This is a genomic window from Maribellus sediminis (assembly GCF_011799805.1).
In the GTDB taxonomy this organism is placed as follows: domain Bacteria; phylum Bacteroidota; class Bacteroidia; order Bacteroidales; family Prolixibacteraceae; genus Draconibacterium; species Draconibacterium sediminis_A.
Genome location: NZ_WXUB01000002.1, coordinates 667429 through 683086 on the forward strand (window position 1 = coordinate 667429; position 15658 = coordinate 683086).

Here is a 15658-nt window from a genome sequence, read left to right on the forward strand (position 1 = left end):
GCTTTATTCGGTCCAGACCAACACTCCTGCAGGTATTAATTCTCGTTCTCCAACAACAATATTTGCCGATTCGGAAATATTCATTGAATAAGTATCAGAGGAATAGTTGACAGCGATATAAAAACCGTCGCGCCAATACACATAAACTCCCTGCGGGTAGTCCATAATGGATGCTCCGGATGCTGAGTAAATGTCTTTTAGAATATCCTTTTCCAGTTTTAAATTGTCGGTACTTACTCCTATATAGGTAACCGTGCCTTTTCCAATTTTATTTTGCACCACAGCAGCCTTTCCCTTGTAAAACTGGTTATTATGAACGGCCAGTACCTCGGTATCCGTATCAGGATTTAGCAGTTCAGCCCAGTTGTTCCAGTTGTAATGCGAGTTTTTCATTACAACATCTCCGTTCTTATTATTCGATAGCATATCTTTCGATTCAACTGTTGCGCCAATAAGTTCCGATATGGGTGCTGCCCAATCGCCTTCCCAAATCCGCGCATCACGATTTTTCGTAGCAGTACGGCAGGTTAAAATCAGGTGCCCGCCATTCGAGACATAGTCCCTCCATTTATTTATCAGGTCTGAATCAACCAAATCGTAAGCCGGGGCAATCAGAAATTTGTATTTTGAAAAATCTGTTTCTTCTGAAATTACATCTGTCGGAGCTCCTAAGGACTTTGTTATTTCAAGAAAATCAATCGGGTAATTCCATGTATCCCACTGATAGGTTAATTTTTGCCTGTCGATTGTCCAGTAGTTTTCTAAATTCCAGAGAATAGCCGTTGACTTATTGGCTAACTCGTCCGGCATTTTTTGATCAGATTTGTAGTGTTTACGAAGCTCATTAATCTCCTTCATAAACTGCATGTAATCTTCTCCTCCCGGCGATGGGGTTACGCCATCGGGTTCCATAATGCCTGAGTGGTATTGCTCTGAACTGTAATTTATCTGTCGAAACCGGTATGAACAGGCCAGTTTTCCGCCCGCAGCAAAGCTATGGTACAGCCACATATGAACCGTACCGGGAAGCAGCAATGGGTTATATCCTCCCCAGTTAACCGGCCCGGGTTGCATTTCCATAACCCCGGTTGCCCCACCTACAGATTTATAATACTCCGAAGCAAAAAGGATAACCTTACTGTCGCCTAAACGAAAGCCAATTTCACCAATGTTATCACTTCCGTAATTTGGATAAGCTGTATAGGTTGCAAAATCAAGTTTTTCGGTTCGTCTTGGGTCGGAGCCGGTGCATTTTGCCGTATAATTTGTGGTAATAAATTGATTATCTAAAATATGCTCTCGCAATATTTCTGCCTGAAAATCAAGAAATTCAGCTTGAGTATCAGCCAGGTATCTTTTAAAGTCAAGTAAGGCGTGTGGATTATTTCCCCACAACCCCACCAAACTGGTGTTTGGTATTATTACTTCGTCGAAACTGTTAAACCGCTGGCTCCAAAATGCAGTTCCCCATGTCATATTCAATGCGTCAATGGATTTGTATTTGTTTTTTAACCATATTCTGAACGCTTCTTGTGAAGAGGGGCTATAATCCTCCAATGCCGGAGGTTCGTTATCGATTTGCCACCCAATCACATTTGCATTTTGACCGTAACGCCCGGCAAGTTTTGTAACAATAATTTTTACAAACTCCCGGTATTTTGGATTGGTAAGAGAATTTAACCCACGTGTACCATTCTCGCCACGAATGTAATTTCCATCCATTCGGAAGGTTTCCGGGTAGTTAATTCGCATCCATGCAGGCGTGGTTGCTGAAGGAGTGCACATCACAATTTTCAGGTTATTTTCAGTGCAAAGTGCTACTACATTGTCAAGCCAGGTAAAATCAAAATTCCCCTCAACCGGTTCCATTTTAAACCAGGCAAATTCTGCCAGATGGACAAACTCATAACCCATATCAGCAATCCGCTTGATATCTCTTTCCCATTGTTTTTCGTCCCAATGTTCAGGATAATAATACATTCCGGTAGTTATCAGTTTTTCTTCCGGGAAGAACTGATCTAAACTTTGTGCTTTCAAGTTGAATACCGAAAGCATAAAAGCCATTATAATCAGTAAAACATATTTTTTCATAGCAAGTATTATTACTTTTTAAGTTTGATTGATTAGCTATCGAATTTCAATAAACTCGGGTTCATAAGGCGCAATAGTAAAATTGCCCGAGTAATTTTTATCGAAAAGAATGCTTTAAATTCTCCCAGGACAAAGTCCTAAGCCAATTTTCGAATTAAAAACATTTGCATTTCATCCTTTTATATTGAATTACCAATTCGCTTTTCATCTGCCAGGTCTGCTGTACATATCATATTTGTACTATTCAGCATTCAATCTCCACCAATCAAATCCGAACAAATCTTTCTCTCCCCTGAATACAAAAAATACATCGTGAACACCTTTGATATCCTTTAACGGGGCTGTTATTGTTTTGTAAATATCTCCTTCGGCAGAAGCGGTTACATCCACCGTTCCCAAAACAGGGCCATTCATCTCATCGGTGTGGATTTCTATTTTTCCACCATAAATTCCAGCCACACATACTTCGATTCCCGATGCTCCTTTTGAAAAATCAACACCTTTTACTTCAATATAATCGCCGTTATGAATGGAAGTTACCACCATTCGTTCTGCCAGTAATTTCCCCTTGTTCCACGAAACGTTGCGCTCCCATTCCTGAATTTTTTGTGTTTTGAGTCCCTCGCTGTAAGCCATGGTTTCGGCCTGAACTTGTGTGTAAGGATTCAGCGGTTCGAGCTGGTCAACATTTTTCGACCAAAACGGAAGTTTCTGAATGGTGCCGTCTTCGTTATACGTTATTTTTTCGAGGCCAACAGAACGTCTTTCGTAATGTTTCGACATGGTTTGTTTGAGGATTTCGTAATTCAGGCCAAATACGTAGGAATTTCCCTTATAGTCGATGATGCCGGGATGGTTGCCGTTCGAACGGGGATTTCCGTCCATGATCATGCCTTTGAATTCCCAGGGGCCGGTCGGACTGTCGCTCATGGCGTAACCAATGCCTTCGGGGCAACAGGTAGATGCATAAGCCATGTAAATATGTCCGTTGCGTTTGTATGCCCACGGTCCTTCCTGGTAATGAAACGGATCGGGCTGGCCTTTTACTTTGGCCAGTTCGGGAACTTTAACAATTTCTCCAGAATAAGAAACCATATCCTCATTAAGTTTCACGTAATAAAGATTTGGGTTTCCCCAATACATATAAGCCTGTCCATTATCGTCGATTAAAACGCTCGGGTCAATATCCTGTGGTCCGTTTTGAATCAAAGCTTTCCCAATCGGGTCTTTGAAAGGACCGTACGGACTGTCGGCTACCAAAACACCAATTCCTACACCGTTGGGCATGGGACAGTACAAATAAAATTTGCCGCCACGTTCGATACACTGTGGTGCCCAGGCGCCATTATCGTAAGGTACCCATTTAAAATCAGCGAGTGATGCTACTGCTCCATGATCGGTCCAGTTTACCATGTCGGTGGAAGTGTAGAGCAACCAGTCGTACATTTTAAAACCAAAAGCATCGTCCTCATCGTGCGTGGTGTACAAAAAAACCGTGTCGTTGTAAACCATCGGTGCCGGATCGGCAGTGTATTTGGTTTGAATTATCGGTTTTTGGGCAATCCCCGTAAAGGTCATCGCCATGCCTCCAATTATTGCAGCTATTTTAAGTCCATTTTTCATTTTAACTTCTTTTTCGGGCTATACCAACTTTGCTCACAACACCTTGTAAACGCCAATTATCACGTAAGGCTCCTCGTTGGGTTTTAACTGAGGCATTTCTAGTGTTCCTAAAAATATAGCGTGGTTTAAATAATCGTATGAACTTTCTATTGGCGCTTCAATGTCGATAACCGATTTCACATAAAAGCCGCCATCTTCTCCTTTTGCAGGGACATGAATTAATGCTTTGTTTAAAATTTGTAGTACTGTGCCGTCATCTGTTTTCATCAAATAACGGGCATACAGTTCGGTATCGCCATCGGGACGAACCAATTGCCAGTCTTCCCCGCCGGGTAAAACTTCACCCTTTATTTTTGGCCCGCTAAATGTGCCGCCGGTGATAGGAATCACGCGACGTGTTCCGCGTTTACTTTCGCCAACATTTATCATCGTACCGATTTTCACATTGGCCTTCCACATCAGTTCGGTTTTAAAATCACGGTAAATGTCATCACTGCTTTCAGGATTGTTGTTCTGAGCAAAACCATTAGTGGAGATGAATAGCAATAACAGGATTACCGCTGTTCCTAAACAATATCGTTGATATACACAGTCCATTTGACTATTCTTCTTTATTAAAATTTGATAACAACCTCGTCCCCCGAATAAGCCACTGCTTTATCCGGATCACTCACAATTTCTTTACCTGCAGCCTTGTCTTTAGCGGCAAGTACTATGTTGAATGTCCGGTTGGTCAGCATTCCCGGAAACTCACCGTTGCATTTGCCAATTGTGAGCGTTTTTTCTGCATCATTCCACTTAAAGCGAATGGTTGAATACACTCCTTTTTCGTAGTTATAGTTATCGTTCTCATCTTCGTACAAAGTGAACTCACCATCGGCACCTTCATATATCCGGATTTCCAGGTTATCCCATTTCTTCTCGGTTGCATATTGTACTTTTGGCCCAATAGGAATAATGCTTCCGGCCTTTACGTAGAGCGGAGTGGTGTTAATGGTTGTTTCTTTCGATATTTCCTGTCCGCCATAGAATTTTTCATTTGTCCAGAAATCGTACCATGCAGTACCTGCCGGCAAATAAACCGGCGATGATTTTACCTCGGTGAAATCAACAAGCGGGTAACCATCTTTCGTTTTGGCGTTTCCTTTGTTCCAGCCACTTGCTTCATCCACTTTCACAACTTTTTCAGGTGTGTATTGCGCGTTTAGTACAGGTGCAACAAGAAAGGATTGGCCAAACATATACTCGCTGTCCATGTTCCAACCTTTTTTATCATCCGGGAAATCCATAACCAAGGCACGCATAAAACTGGAGTTATCGCTGGTAACATTCCATGAAGTGGAATAAATATAAGGAAGCAAGGCATAACGCAGGTTGATGGCACTTGCAATGGCATCGTAAATTGGCTCGCCTTGTTTGCCAAAGTAATAAATCTCACGTTTCAAGTCTGTTCCGTGCGAACGCATCATTGGAGTAAATACTCCGTATTGGATCCAGCGTACATATAATTCCTGAAAAAGCGGGTTTTTAGAAGCTGTTCCGTCGTTCCACGACTTGTTGTAGACACCTGCAAAAAAACCACCGATATCAGAGTTGAAATTCGGGTTACCGGTAAGGGTAAAGTTCAAACCGGCAGGAATTTGATTCCGTAATGAATTCCAGGATGAGCCAAGGTCGCCCGACCAGACATTCGAACCATAACGTTGTTGTCCGGCAAAACCGGAACGCGTTAAGATAAACACTCGCTTATCGGAAGACACTTTTCGCTGGTGCTCATACACCCCTTTTACGGCTTCCAGCGGAAATGCATTGCGCACTTTCCGGAATGATCCGAGATAGGTTTTATTGTCAAAATCTTCAGGTTTAAAATCGAGGTGGTCCGGTTCTGTTGAGTCCATCCACCATCCGTCGATGCCCAGCGAGAAAAGCCCGTTGTTAAGGTATTGCCAGTAAATATCTCTTGCCTCTGGATTGAAGGGATCATACACACGAACGCCTGAAGGATAATTCATATCCGGCGGCCAGGCTTCTTTTCCTGATTGCGGCCAGGTTTGAAAATCCATCAGCATGTTCTTTTCCTTTAATTCTTTGTATTGCGGCGTTTCGGGCCCAAACGACGACCAAATTGAAATGATAAGGTGAGCATTCAGCTTATGAACGTCGTCAACAAACTTTTGCGGATTGGGGAAGCCAGGGTTCAAAAACGACATGCCATTCCAGTGGTAGTTGTCGCCCCAGTACTGCCAGTCCTGGATAATACCATCAAGTGGGACACCCAGTTCGCGGTATTTTTCAACCACGCCCACTGTTTCGTCCTGTGTTTTGTAGCGCTCGCGGCTTTGCCAAAAACCATAGGTCCAGAGTGGAAACATAGGCACTTTACCCGTCAGGTTGCGCATTTCGGCAACCACGCCGTCGGCATTTTTACCATACATGAAATAATAGTCGATGCAATCGCCTACTACTGAAGCGAATTCGGTACCGGCTTCATTATCGGTAAAATCAGTTGGCGAATAGTTATCCCAGAATAATCCATATCCTTTCATCGATTGAAAAAAAGTTGAAAAGTCCCAGGTGTTGTTCTGTACCATGTGAACCTTTTGATTGCGCTGCGACATTTTTCCGTTTTGTAGAATTCCCAATCCATAAATGGCTTCGTCGGGATCAAGAGAAAACGATTGCTTAACTGAATACGTTTCATTCCCGGCATCGTTAAACGGGGTGAAAGCTGTGCTTCCTTCCTTTTCGGTCAGCAGGGCATTGCCGTTTGCGGCCCCGTACGACACAGCACCTGTTTTTGTATTCAAATTCACAGCCAGCACTTCGCTAACCAGCGAGATAATACTATCCGATTCGGATACACTGAAAGATAGGTTTTCAGGTTCTTTCACGACCGAAAGGCTCTTTTTCTCAACCGTTTCACCCGGAAGCGATTTGATTACCCGAACAATTTCCGGCGTATAAAACTGAATCTGCACGACGGTAGAATCAATGGTCGCTTTTATTCCTGAGGCTGTTTTTTCGTACGACTGCGGCTTGCAGCTTACAGCCAGGATAAGAACTAAAAACAATAGGTAGTTGCCAGGTTTCATGTTTATAAATTTAGAGTTTAAATTTCTGCTTTAACTTAAGTTGAGCCTTGATTGCTGAGAAATACTTACTCCCTCAGCGTTTAACACCTGCTGATTGCGACCAACCAGATACTGCATGGAAGTACCTGTAACCATCAAAACAATTAAACGAATGATGTTTTTCCAACCGGGGGATTTGACTATTCCTTTATTTTCCGATACTTCCGGCATGCTTTCTTCTCCTGATCTTAGTGTTTTCCAACAACTATAACTTTTTCTCTTCCAACAATATAGACTCCTTCGGGCAATCCTCGCGTAGCTTCTGTTCTTTTTACCTTCGAACGTAACCTGGCGCCTGTAATCGTATATACATCAACAAATTCCGGCTTTGAATCCACTTTGAAAAAATCATTGATTCCTGTAGGATTCGAATAATTATCGTTGTTCGTAAGGTAAATTTCGTCGATAACCAGCGGACAAGCACCATACGACCAGAAGCCAACATAATAGATATGCGAAGGATCCATTTTGGTATTTGTCCCGTCTTTGTACATTTCGTTGAGTTTAACCACAAGTAGTCCGCTGTTATCAACATCATACATAGAGGGTTTTGTCCAGTAGCTGTTTTCATCGTATAATCTGAATGAAAATCCACAGGAATTTATGTTTCCGACTTTTACTACCAGATATTTATAATAAGAAAGATCGACACCGTTATTATAGTACCAGCCACCAAAACCATACTGACCTGTGATAAGCGTGTGTGAGGTTTCATCAAAAGTGCCATTTTCCCAAATGTCGGGATTAAATACTTCATTGGTAAGCGGAAATGTTGTTGTGGTTACGTGAACGGTCTCCTGCATTTTGTTTCCGCCCGGCCCGGTATAAGAAATAACGATACTCGCCTCGCCGTCCTTAAACGCATGAATTCGTCCTCTTAAAACCTGTATAATCTCGGGATTGTCAATCGAGTATTCTGCAACAGAGCTGATATTTTCAATGTGTCCGTCGGCAAAAACAGCGTTTACAGTTAAGCTGGTTGAACTGCTAGTCATCACCGTTAAAGTCTCGCCATTTTCAACAATCAGATCAGTAAGCGCTAAATAGTCGGCTGCTGCCCCTTCAAAATCATACTCCTGTGCATACTCCTGAAACCAGTGGAAGATCGGCCAGGGGCAAGCTTCAGGATCGTTCAAAAAAGTATATGCTTCGCCATCTGCCGGGGCAACTCCTGTAAAATCGTCGAGCAGATCGGGGCTGGTAAAAAGCAGCCAGCTTACGTTGCCACATTCATCGGTTATTTTTTTAAAGTTGGCACCAAAACCGTCTCCTCCGGCAGTACCGGTAATATCTTTACCCCACGAAGAATTGTATTTTTCAGGAGCCCAGTCCATTTCTGTAACCATTACCGGCGCGAAGTCGGCTACCGGCTGAACCTGTTCGTTCCATCCTCTTTGAAAAGGCTCGTATCCGTTTCCGCTGTTAAACCAGCCCGGATAAACATGAACCGCATAGCCAATATTATCGCCTTCGATCGGATTAACAGCATAACCCGAATATTGCGACTGATAACCCAGGCCCGGTATCCAGAGTATATTATCGGCACTGGCTCTAATGGTATCAACAATGGCCTGAAAATAAGTTTTCAGATTATCGAAATGTCCCTGCGTTCCTGATCCGTATGTTCCATCAGGGCCAAGGATATGAATAGGCTCGTTGGCCAACTCGAACATGATGTTGGGATTACTTTTCAGTTTAGGATGTTGCGCAACAATGTCCCAAACTTTAAGCAGGTATTCCTGATAAACACCTCCAATTTCAATGTTTTCGGGGCTTACTCCGGGTGGACGCATAACCACATACAAACCCTTTGATACCGCATATTCGGCCATGGGTACAAAAACCTCGTCGAGGTATTTTACAAAACGCGTTTCGCTAAAACATTCTTCACCTTCGTAACGCCCTGTACAGCCGGGCGTATTGCTCCAGTACGGATCCATGTGTAAGCGTACAAAGTTCATTTTCCAGCCGGCTTCTAAAATACCGTCAATAATTCCCTGGTTGTAGCTTAAACATCCTTCCACATCGTAGTTGCTCCATTTTGTATTTCGCTCGTTAAACCAGGGCGAATAGGTTTGTGCAAATCCATGCAGGTTCACAATGTGACCTGTAGAATCTTTTAAATATCGGCCTTCAACATGGAGTTTTGGCATCGGCATTCCCTCCCACGCTTTTACATGAACAGACTGTAGTACAATTAAAAAGAGAAAACTATAATTCAGAATAAATTTCATTTGCTTCATTGTCTTATAATTAATTTTTGAATTTTCCCCGGCAAGCCGAAAGGATTCCTTTATTCATTTTTTATGATGATACTTTTAGAACGGTACTCCTGATTATTGCTTATTTTTAAAAAATATAAACCGTCGTCAAGATTTAGCGGCAAATGAAATTCCGGTTCAAAAACAACAGCCTTTTTAAAGACAGCCTTACCCATAACATCAATTATTTCAATGGTGTTATAGTGAAAGTCAGATGACCTTATCACAATTTTATCGGATGCCGGGTTGGGGAATATTTCCAATTCGATATTAGTGGTGTTAAATTCATTGATGGCTGTTTCCATTGACTCAATATCAACATAATTAATGTTGAAACCACCATTTATCACATCGATTTTTAAGTATTGTTTTCCCGGCGCAAGGGTAATGTTTCTTACAACTGATTGCCAAACCTGCCAACTACCTGTATTCGGAACATCAACCTGATCAACTACTTTATCATTTACAAGAATGTTAAAACTGCCACCATTATTTGGAGAAGCAATCCGGTAAGTAATCTCAAATTCTGTTTCGTGGGTATCATTATCGATGGCATACAATAACCATTCTCCGTTGTCGATGTATCCCACATTTAATCCTCCACCTACATCAGCGGTGTTTTCAGTTTGAGTGCCTGATTGCAGATAGTAGTTCTCTGCTTCAATTCTACTGCTTACCAACAACCATTCAGGCTCCTCCATCTGGTTTGTAACCGGAAATTCATTAAAAGCCTCTAAAGATCCGTTGTCAACAGCCATTACATTTCCAGGAGAATAACTTACTTTAACAATATCGCCATGATAAATTGAATTTAAAGCTGTAAACCGCACGGTGTTCTCAGAAATATAAAAATCTTTAATCGACTTTTTTACCCCATTTACATTCAGGCTAAAACGCGTAGCCTGTCCAACAGCAATACCCAGATTTTTTGAAAACTCCAGTACAACCGATATACCATCGGGTCTCAACACTCCGGATTCGATTGTTACAGGCAATCCCTGAGCATGGTTTTGAACGGGAATATCACTAAATGGTTGCAGGTAGCTACTGTCCGATGATACAATAGTATTTCCGGTATAGGAAAGAAGAAGATCATAATCGGCATAAACCTGTTCCTCAAGCACAAAATGTACCTGGGTTGAATCCATATCATTCACACGGCTTTCGGTAACTGGGATAATTTTTTCCCCATCAAAATTTGCGGTTAATGTTAAAGATGGGAAATCAGAGGCGGCTGTCATTTTCTTGCTAAACGAGGCAATAATTGTGTCTCCTGTTTTGTTCGTCTCGAGATTTGTTAAGACAGGAGCTGCCCCATTCAATAAATTATAAACCATTACATTGTTGAATTCAACCAGGTTTTTATCATAAACAGACGTGATATTGCCATCATTATAGGACAGGGAAATTTCATTGCTGCTTACCATATCGTTTTTCAATGTGATAACCAGATGGGTTGCAGTGTCGCCTAATTCAACAGCTTCTATTTCAATATCCTGATTGTCTATTTTTACATGAAAGCCTTCCAGTCTGTCAATATTTTTGATAGCATGGTTAACAATTAAAATAATCTGGTTTGGAGTTTCATCATCAACATACGCTTTTTTAAATCTTGGCGTACCATCGTCGGGTGCAGCCCATGTATATTCGGGCAACCAGGTAAAATAAGATTGTGCCCCTTCATGTGAACCAAGCGTGCAGTTTTGGGGTGAAGTTTGCCCGAGATCAACAAGAAGATCGGACAAGAATCCAACCAGGTATGAAACATTTCCCTGGTTGTCGATAGCCTTTCTAACAGCATTACCGAAACCGGCTGTGGTTCCGTTAAAAAGGTTATCGTACCCGGTTCCTCCCGGGAACCACATCATTTCGGTAATTATCATGGGCCACTTATCCGCTGCCGGTTTGTAATTGCTATTCCAGAGATTTTGTACTGCCCATGTTTTGTCATGAACGCCACCATAGGCCGGGTAATAATGGGCAGCAACTCCAATATTAGAACCTGAAAATGGATATTGCGCCCAACCTTGAGGTTCGCCCTGCCAGCCCAAAGTAGGCACCCAAATTACATTGTTTGCTCCTTCATTGCGGATAGTATTAATCACGGGTTGCATCCAATCCCTGAAAGCTTTCCAGTATTTTGACTGACCATGCCCCCAGTCGTTGGCACCAAAACTGGTTTCAATTGCGACCGGCTCGTTCATGAGTTCGAACATAATATTATCTGCATTCCTGATACCGGGAGCCTTGGCTAATGTCCGCCAGAAGCTAATCAGGCGTTGCTGTTCTTCTCTGCCTGTATTATTGCTGCCATTATCCGGGGTATTAATCGGTCCCACAGCGCAAATTACAAGATAAAGACCCCGCGACCTGAGATGGTCGGCATATGGCACAATAAAGTTGTTTATCCATCCATTAAACTGAGCCATATCAACCAATCCTGAAGCATGAGTCCAACCACCTATTTGGTCAGTATTTAATCGTACAAAACTTGCATGCCATCCATGGTTTTGTCCATATTTTGGTGTGGTATCACTCATAACGGTTGCTGCATCTTTCAGAAAATTCAGCAAGCCTGCCACATTATTCGGATTTGTCCAGTCTGTTGGATTACTGTAACGGTTTCCGCCACCATTAAACCAGGTTTCGGAGGGTTGCATCCATCCATGAAGTAGAACACTTTTACCGGTAGGATCTTTTAGTTGGTTGCCTTCAATGTGTAATGGTGGAGTTGGCATTCCTTCCCAGGCTTTTACGCCAATGGTTTGGAAAAGAATTAAAAAGAGAAAACTGCAATTCAGGATAAATTTTATTCGTTTCATTGTTTATAATTACTTTTTGAATTGCCACCAGTCGAAATTGAATAAGTCTCCTTCTTCACCTTTGAAAACAAGGAATACATCGTGAACACCTTTGGCCGCCTTTATTTTGGTTGAAAGCGTTTTCCAGCTTTGTGCTCCTCCGGTGCCGTTAACAGAAAGGGTTCCTAATAAATCACCTTCTTTTTCATCGATACGGATTTCGATAGTTCCTGATTTAACAGTTGCAACACTTGCTGCAAATTTTTTGGCTCCTTTGCCCAAATCAACGCTGCGTATTTTTATAAAATCGTTGTTATCGATATTGCTTACGTACACACCAACCGTTTCATCCGATTTTGTTTTTACACCTTCGCTCCATGCTATGGTTTCGGCTTCAACACGTTTAAAAGGATTAAGATTTTGAACACTTTTGGTAACGCCCTCTTGTGTGGGAACAATTAAAGGAATTGTTCCGTCGGGATTGTATTCAAACTGTTCCAAACATGTAGAACGCCTAAAACCACCACCACCTGCAAGCGCTTCGTTGTGATAGAAAAAATAGGAGTTTCCTTTGTAATCGATAATTCCCGAGTGATTGGTAAAAGCCAGTTTAGGTGCACGTTCCATTACAAATCCTTTGTAGGTCCAAGGTCCCTCAGGCGATGTTGAAGTGGAATAGGCAATGTACTCGGGAATACCGGCAGCGGCATAAACCATGTAGTACAAATTGTTGCGTTTGTAAAACCAGGGGCCTTCGGTATAAGAAGGACCGGGTTTACCGTCGCGGCCTTTGTGAGCGCCAAACGCTTCAGTAGTCATCTCAACTGAAATAACTCCGTTTTGCCCAATGCTTTGGTCGTATGAAACCATATCTTCGTTCAGTTTAACGTACCACAATTTTGGATTCCCCCAGTACAAATAAGCCTGACCATTATCGTCAATGTATACGGTAGGATCAATATCCTGCCAGATGTGATCAGTTTCGATCAAACGTTTTCCGAGCGGATCGGAAAAAGGACCGGTTGGTGAATCGGCAACCAATACCGAAATGCCTTCTCCGTGTATGGGAACATACAGGTAAAACCTTCCGTTTCGCTCGATGCACTGTGGTGCCCATGCGCCATTTGTTTTATCGAGCCATGCAAAACTTTTCAGCGAAGCCACTGCTCCATGATCGGTCCAGTTTACCATATCGGTTGACGAATAACATCGCCAGTCGTACATCGTAAAAAAGTTATTTACTGTTGAATCCTCATCGTGACTCGTGTAAAGATACACCGTGCCGTTGTAAACCATCGGTGCCGGGTCGGCAGTGTAATAGGTTTGAATTATCGGGTTTTGCGAATAACCCGATAAAGAAAAAAGCAAGGCGAAAATAAAAACTGTAATTATTGATTTCATTTCAAAAGTATTTTTTGCGTAGTGAAGTTATTTTCTGAATCCACAATTCGTAGCAGATACAATCCTTTTTTATACTGGTTGACATTAAAATTAAATGATTCCGTGTTGGATACTCCGGAATATACCTGAACTCCTACACTGTTGAACAAAGAGATTTGGTAAGGTGCATCGTCGTATTCAATATTTAAAATATCGCTTGCGGGATTTGGATATACTTTTACAATCCGGTCATCCATAAATGATATTCCAACAGCGTTATCGGGATTTGCAATTGCCTCCGGTCCAAAAGCATCGGCTTTACTTCCATCTGTTGAACTCAAATTACCGGGAAAATAGGATACTGAGATGTAATCACCTTTTGTAACATCCTTACTCAACGCCAATAAAATTGCGTTTTCATTATCCGGATCTCTTTCAACAGATAGAAGCCCCACCTCTGTATTCGAGAAGAATTTAAAATTGCTTCGAACCAAAGAACTGACGTTGATTGGTTTGTTAAAAAGTACTTTTACAGTACCGGCATTCACCAATTTCGTACTCACAAACTGAGGTCCTTTCAACTTTGCATCACCTTCATTCAAAATAAAAACTGAATCAGCATTTTCTTTCAAACATGGTATGGTAAAAATTTTCACAGTATCACCAAAAGCCACTTCAATTTCGTAATCGCCGTAATAGGCATTAAAATTCATGGTGCTCCCGCTGTTAATGCGCGAATCGAAATTGGTAGCCCATAACTTTTTGGTATAATACAATAATGTGTCGGCAGCCAATTTTGGAGTAGCATCTAGATTGAAATATCCTGAACTTGGTCGCCAGCCATTTTCATTTTCAGAGTCTCTTAAAACCCAGCTTATCATTCCGGTAACGGATGGGTGCGAAAATGCGATAGTCAATACTTTAATAAGATCTTCAGCCTGTTGTGCTTCTGTGAGATTACCACCAAAATCGTACTCGGTTAACCTTATTGGCAAACCGGCTTGTGCAATAATATTGATGTTTTTAACCAGTTCATCAACGTTCGGACGGCAACAATCCCAAAAATGTGCCTGCATACCAACTCCGGTAATCGGCCCTCCATTTTCTTTAATTTTCAGGATTAAATCACGGTATTCTGCTGCCTGTCCCCAGTTGTATTCAACATTGTAATCGTTTACAAATAAGCCTGCATCAGGGTCGGCAGAACGAGCCCACTTAAAACTATTCCAGATAATCGAGTCGCCATGAGTTTTCCGCATCCAGTCGGCATGACCGCTTAAAGGCTCATTGACTACATCGTATTCTGAGATCTGCCCCTTATAACGTGAAACATCGCGAATAACTCTCATTTTACAGGTATCAATAAAAGCCTGGGTTGTTGGCAGGTTTCTAACCCAATCGGGGGTTGAATGACCATCATTACCTCCCCAAAGCAAATTGTGGCCCCTTATCTTCCAGCCTACTTTTTGTGTCCACCGAAGTGCATTCTCGAAATTGGAATAATTCGGGGTTGTATGATTTGGCTGAACACCACTCCATTTGAATGAATTCCCGGTAACTCCGTAATTAAAGTATTTATACATCGTAGCCTGCATCCATTGTTCATTGCTGGCAACTGTATTGGCTTCAGGATCGAAATAACCTGATTCATTTACATAACTATTTCCACTTGAGGTTGTAATTGCCGAACCACCGCAATTAATTCTGATTACATTCCCTCCACCAACTTCATCAACCACAATTCCTTTAATGGCAGCATTATCTTTTGATGCATTTAATTCGATATTGATGTAGCCATCATTTGCCAAAACGGTAATGCTGGTATCAACCGCAATGTTCTTCCCTCCTGCTTCAGCAAAAATATCATAGTCGTTAAGGAATAGGCTGCCTTCAACAAATACATCAAACAACCGTGCATTTGTTGCACTTGCATAAATCTCGGCAAACTTTAAAGTAATTTTATACTCTTTGCCTTTTTCAACCGGAATTGAGTAGCCAAGATTTTTATTCCAACGTTCAAACTGATATATTTCATGATCAGCATCAGCCTGAATCGCAGAACCCGTGCTATAACTATTTCCCATGTTTGCCGATCCTTCGTAGAAATCGAATGCCATACCAAACGGGAATTCATGCTTTTTCATTCGAACCTTAACATCGCCTGTAAACGGTTGTCCTTCTTTATCAAAGATTTTTATCCCAAAATCTCCTTTCCTTAAAGTGTCAATCCGTTGTTGTGCATTTTGATACCAGGTGTAATATGACTGAGCTTTTGATTCGGTAACACCAAATGTTATCGCCAGAACAACGATTAAAACAAGTAAACTTTTTTTCTGATTTTTTTCTATCCTCATAACTCTGATTTAATGGT

The 15658-nt window shown here is 41.8% G+C and carries 9 protein-coding genes; all 9 read right to left on the reverse strand.

Going from position 1 to position 15658, the window contains the following annotated elements:
- Positions 1 to 3: 3 nt before the first annotated feature.
- Entirely contained in the window at positions 4 to 2091 is a 2088-nt protein-coding gene (locus HFD85_RS09095) for a beta-galactosidase (RefSeq protein ID WP_167608020.1), read from the reverse strand.
- Between the two features lie 240 nt (positions 2092 to 2331).
- Complete coding sequence (locus HFD85_RS09100) at positions 2332 to 3714, reverse strand: glycoside hydrolase family 43 protein (protein WP_167608022.1); 1383 nt, start codon at positions 3712 to 3714, stop codon at positions 2332 to 2334.
- Positions 3715 to 3747: 33 nt separating this feature from the next.
- Positions 3748 to 4311 carry a DUF3237 domain-containing protein gene (locus tag HFD85_RS09105; protein ID WP_206081925.1) on the reverse strand — a complete coding sequence of 188 codons (564 nt, stop codon included), beginning with the start codon at positions 4309 to 4311 and terminating at the stop codon, positions 3748 to 3750.
- A gap of 17 nt (positions 4312 to 4328) precedes the next feature.
- Positions 4329 to 6806: a glycoside hydrolase family 31 protein gene (locus tag HFD85_RS09110; RefSeq protein ID WP_167608025.1), complete on the reverse strand. Its 2478-nt coding sequence runs from the start codon at positions 6804 to 6806 to the stop codon at positions 4329 to 4331.
- A gap of 30 nt (positions 6807 to 6836) precedes the next feature.
- On the reverse strand, positions 6837 to 7016 hold the full coding sequence (locus HFD85_RS09115) for a hypothetical protein (RefSeq protein WP_167608028.1): 180 nt from the start codon (positions 7014 to 7016) through the stop codon (positions 6837 to 6839).
- A gap of 17 nt (positions 7017 to 7033) precedes the next feature.
- Positions 7034 to 9088 carry a glycoside hydrolase family 5 protein gene (locus HFD85_RS09120; protein WP_240925026.1) on the reverse strand — a complete coding sequence of 685 codons (2055 nt, stop codon included), beginning with the start codon at positions 9086 to 9088 and terminating at the stop codon, positions 7034 to 7036.
- Between the two features lie 50 nt (positions 9089 to 9138).
- On the reverse strand, positions 9139 to 11928 hold the full coding sequence (locus HFD85_RS09125) for a carbohydrate-binding protein (RefSeq protein ID WP_167608031.1): 2790 nt from the start codon (positions 11926 to 11928) through the stop codon (positions 9139 to 9141).
- 9 nt (positions 11929 to 11937) lie between these two features.
- A complete protein-coding gene (locus HFD85_RS09130) occupies positions 11938 to 13308 on the reverse strand; it encodes a glycoside hydrolase family 43 protein (RefSeq protein WP_167608033.1) in 1371 nt (456 codons plus the stop codon).
- Positions 13305 to 15641, reverse strand: a complete 2337-nt coding sequence (locus tag HFD85_RS09135; RefSeq protein ID WP_167608036.1) for an endo-1,4-beta-xylanase — start codon at positions 15639 to 15641, stop codon at positions 13305 to 13307. Before HFD85_RS09135 ends, HFD85_RS09130 begins: the two co-directional genes overlap by 4 nt.
- Positions 15642 to 15658: the final 17 nt, after the last annotated feature.

Bases quoted from the DNA above. Each gene is read 5' to 3' on its own strand.
- HFD85_RS09095 (WP_167608020.1), bottom strand. From the start codon at position 2,091: ATGAAAAAATATGTTTTACTGATTATAATGGCTTTTATGCTTTCGGTA.
- HFD85_RS09100 (WP_167608022.1), bottom strand. From the start codon at position 3,714: ATGAAAAATGGACTTAAAATAGCTGCAATAATTGGAGGCATGGCGATG.
- HFD85_RS09105 (WP_206081925.1), bottom strand. From the start codon at position 4,311: ATGGACTGTGTATATCAACGATATTGTTTAGGAACAGCGGTAATCCTG.
- HFD85_RS09110 (WP_167608025.1), bottom strand. From the start codon at position 6,806: ATGAAACCTGGCAACTACCTATTGTTTTTAGTTCTTATCCTGGCTGTA.
- HFD85_RS09115 (WP_167608028.1), bottom strand. From the start codon at position 7,016: ATGCCGGAAGTATCGGAAAATAAAGGAATAGTCAAATCCCCCGGTTGG.
- HFD85_RS09120 (WP_240925026.1), bottom strand. From the start codon at position 9,088: ATGAAGCAAATGAAATTTATTCTGAATTATAGTTTTCTCTTTTTAATT.
- HFD85_RS09125 (WP_167608031.1), bottom strand. From the start codon at position 11,928: ATGAAACGAATAAAATTTATCCTGAATTGCAGTTTTCTCTTTTTAATT.
- HFD85_RS09130 (WP_167608033.1), bottom strand. From the start codon at position 13,308: ATGAAATCAATAATTACAGTTTTTATTTTCGCCTTGCTTTTTTCTTTA.
- HFD85_RS09135 (WP_167608036.1), bottom strand. From the start codon at position 15,641: ATGAGGATAGAAAAAAATCAGAAAAAAAGTTTACTTGTTTTAATCGTT.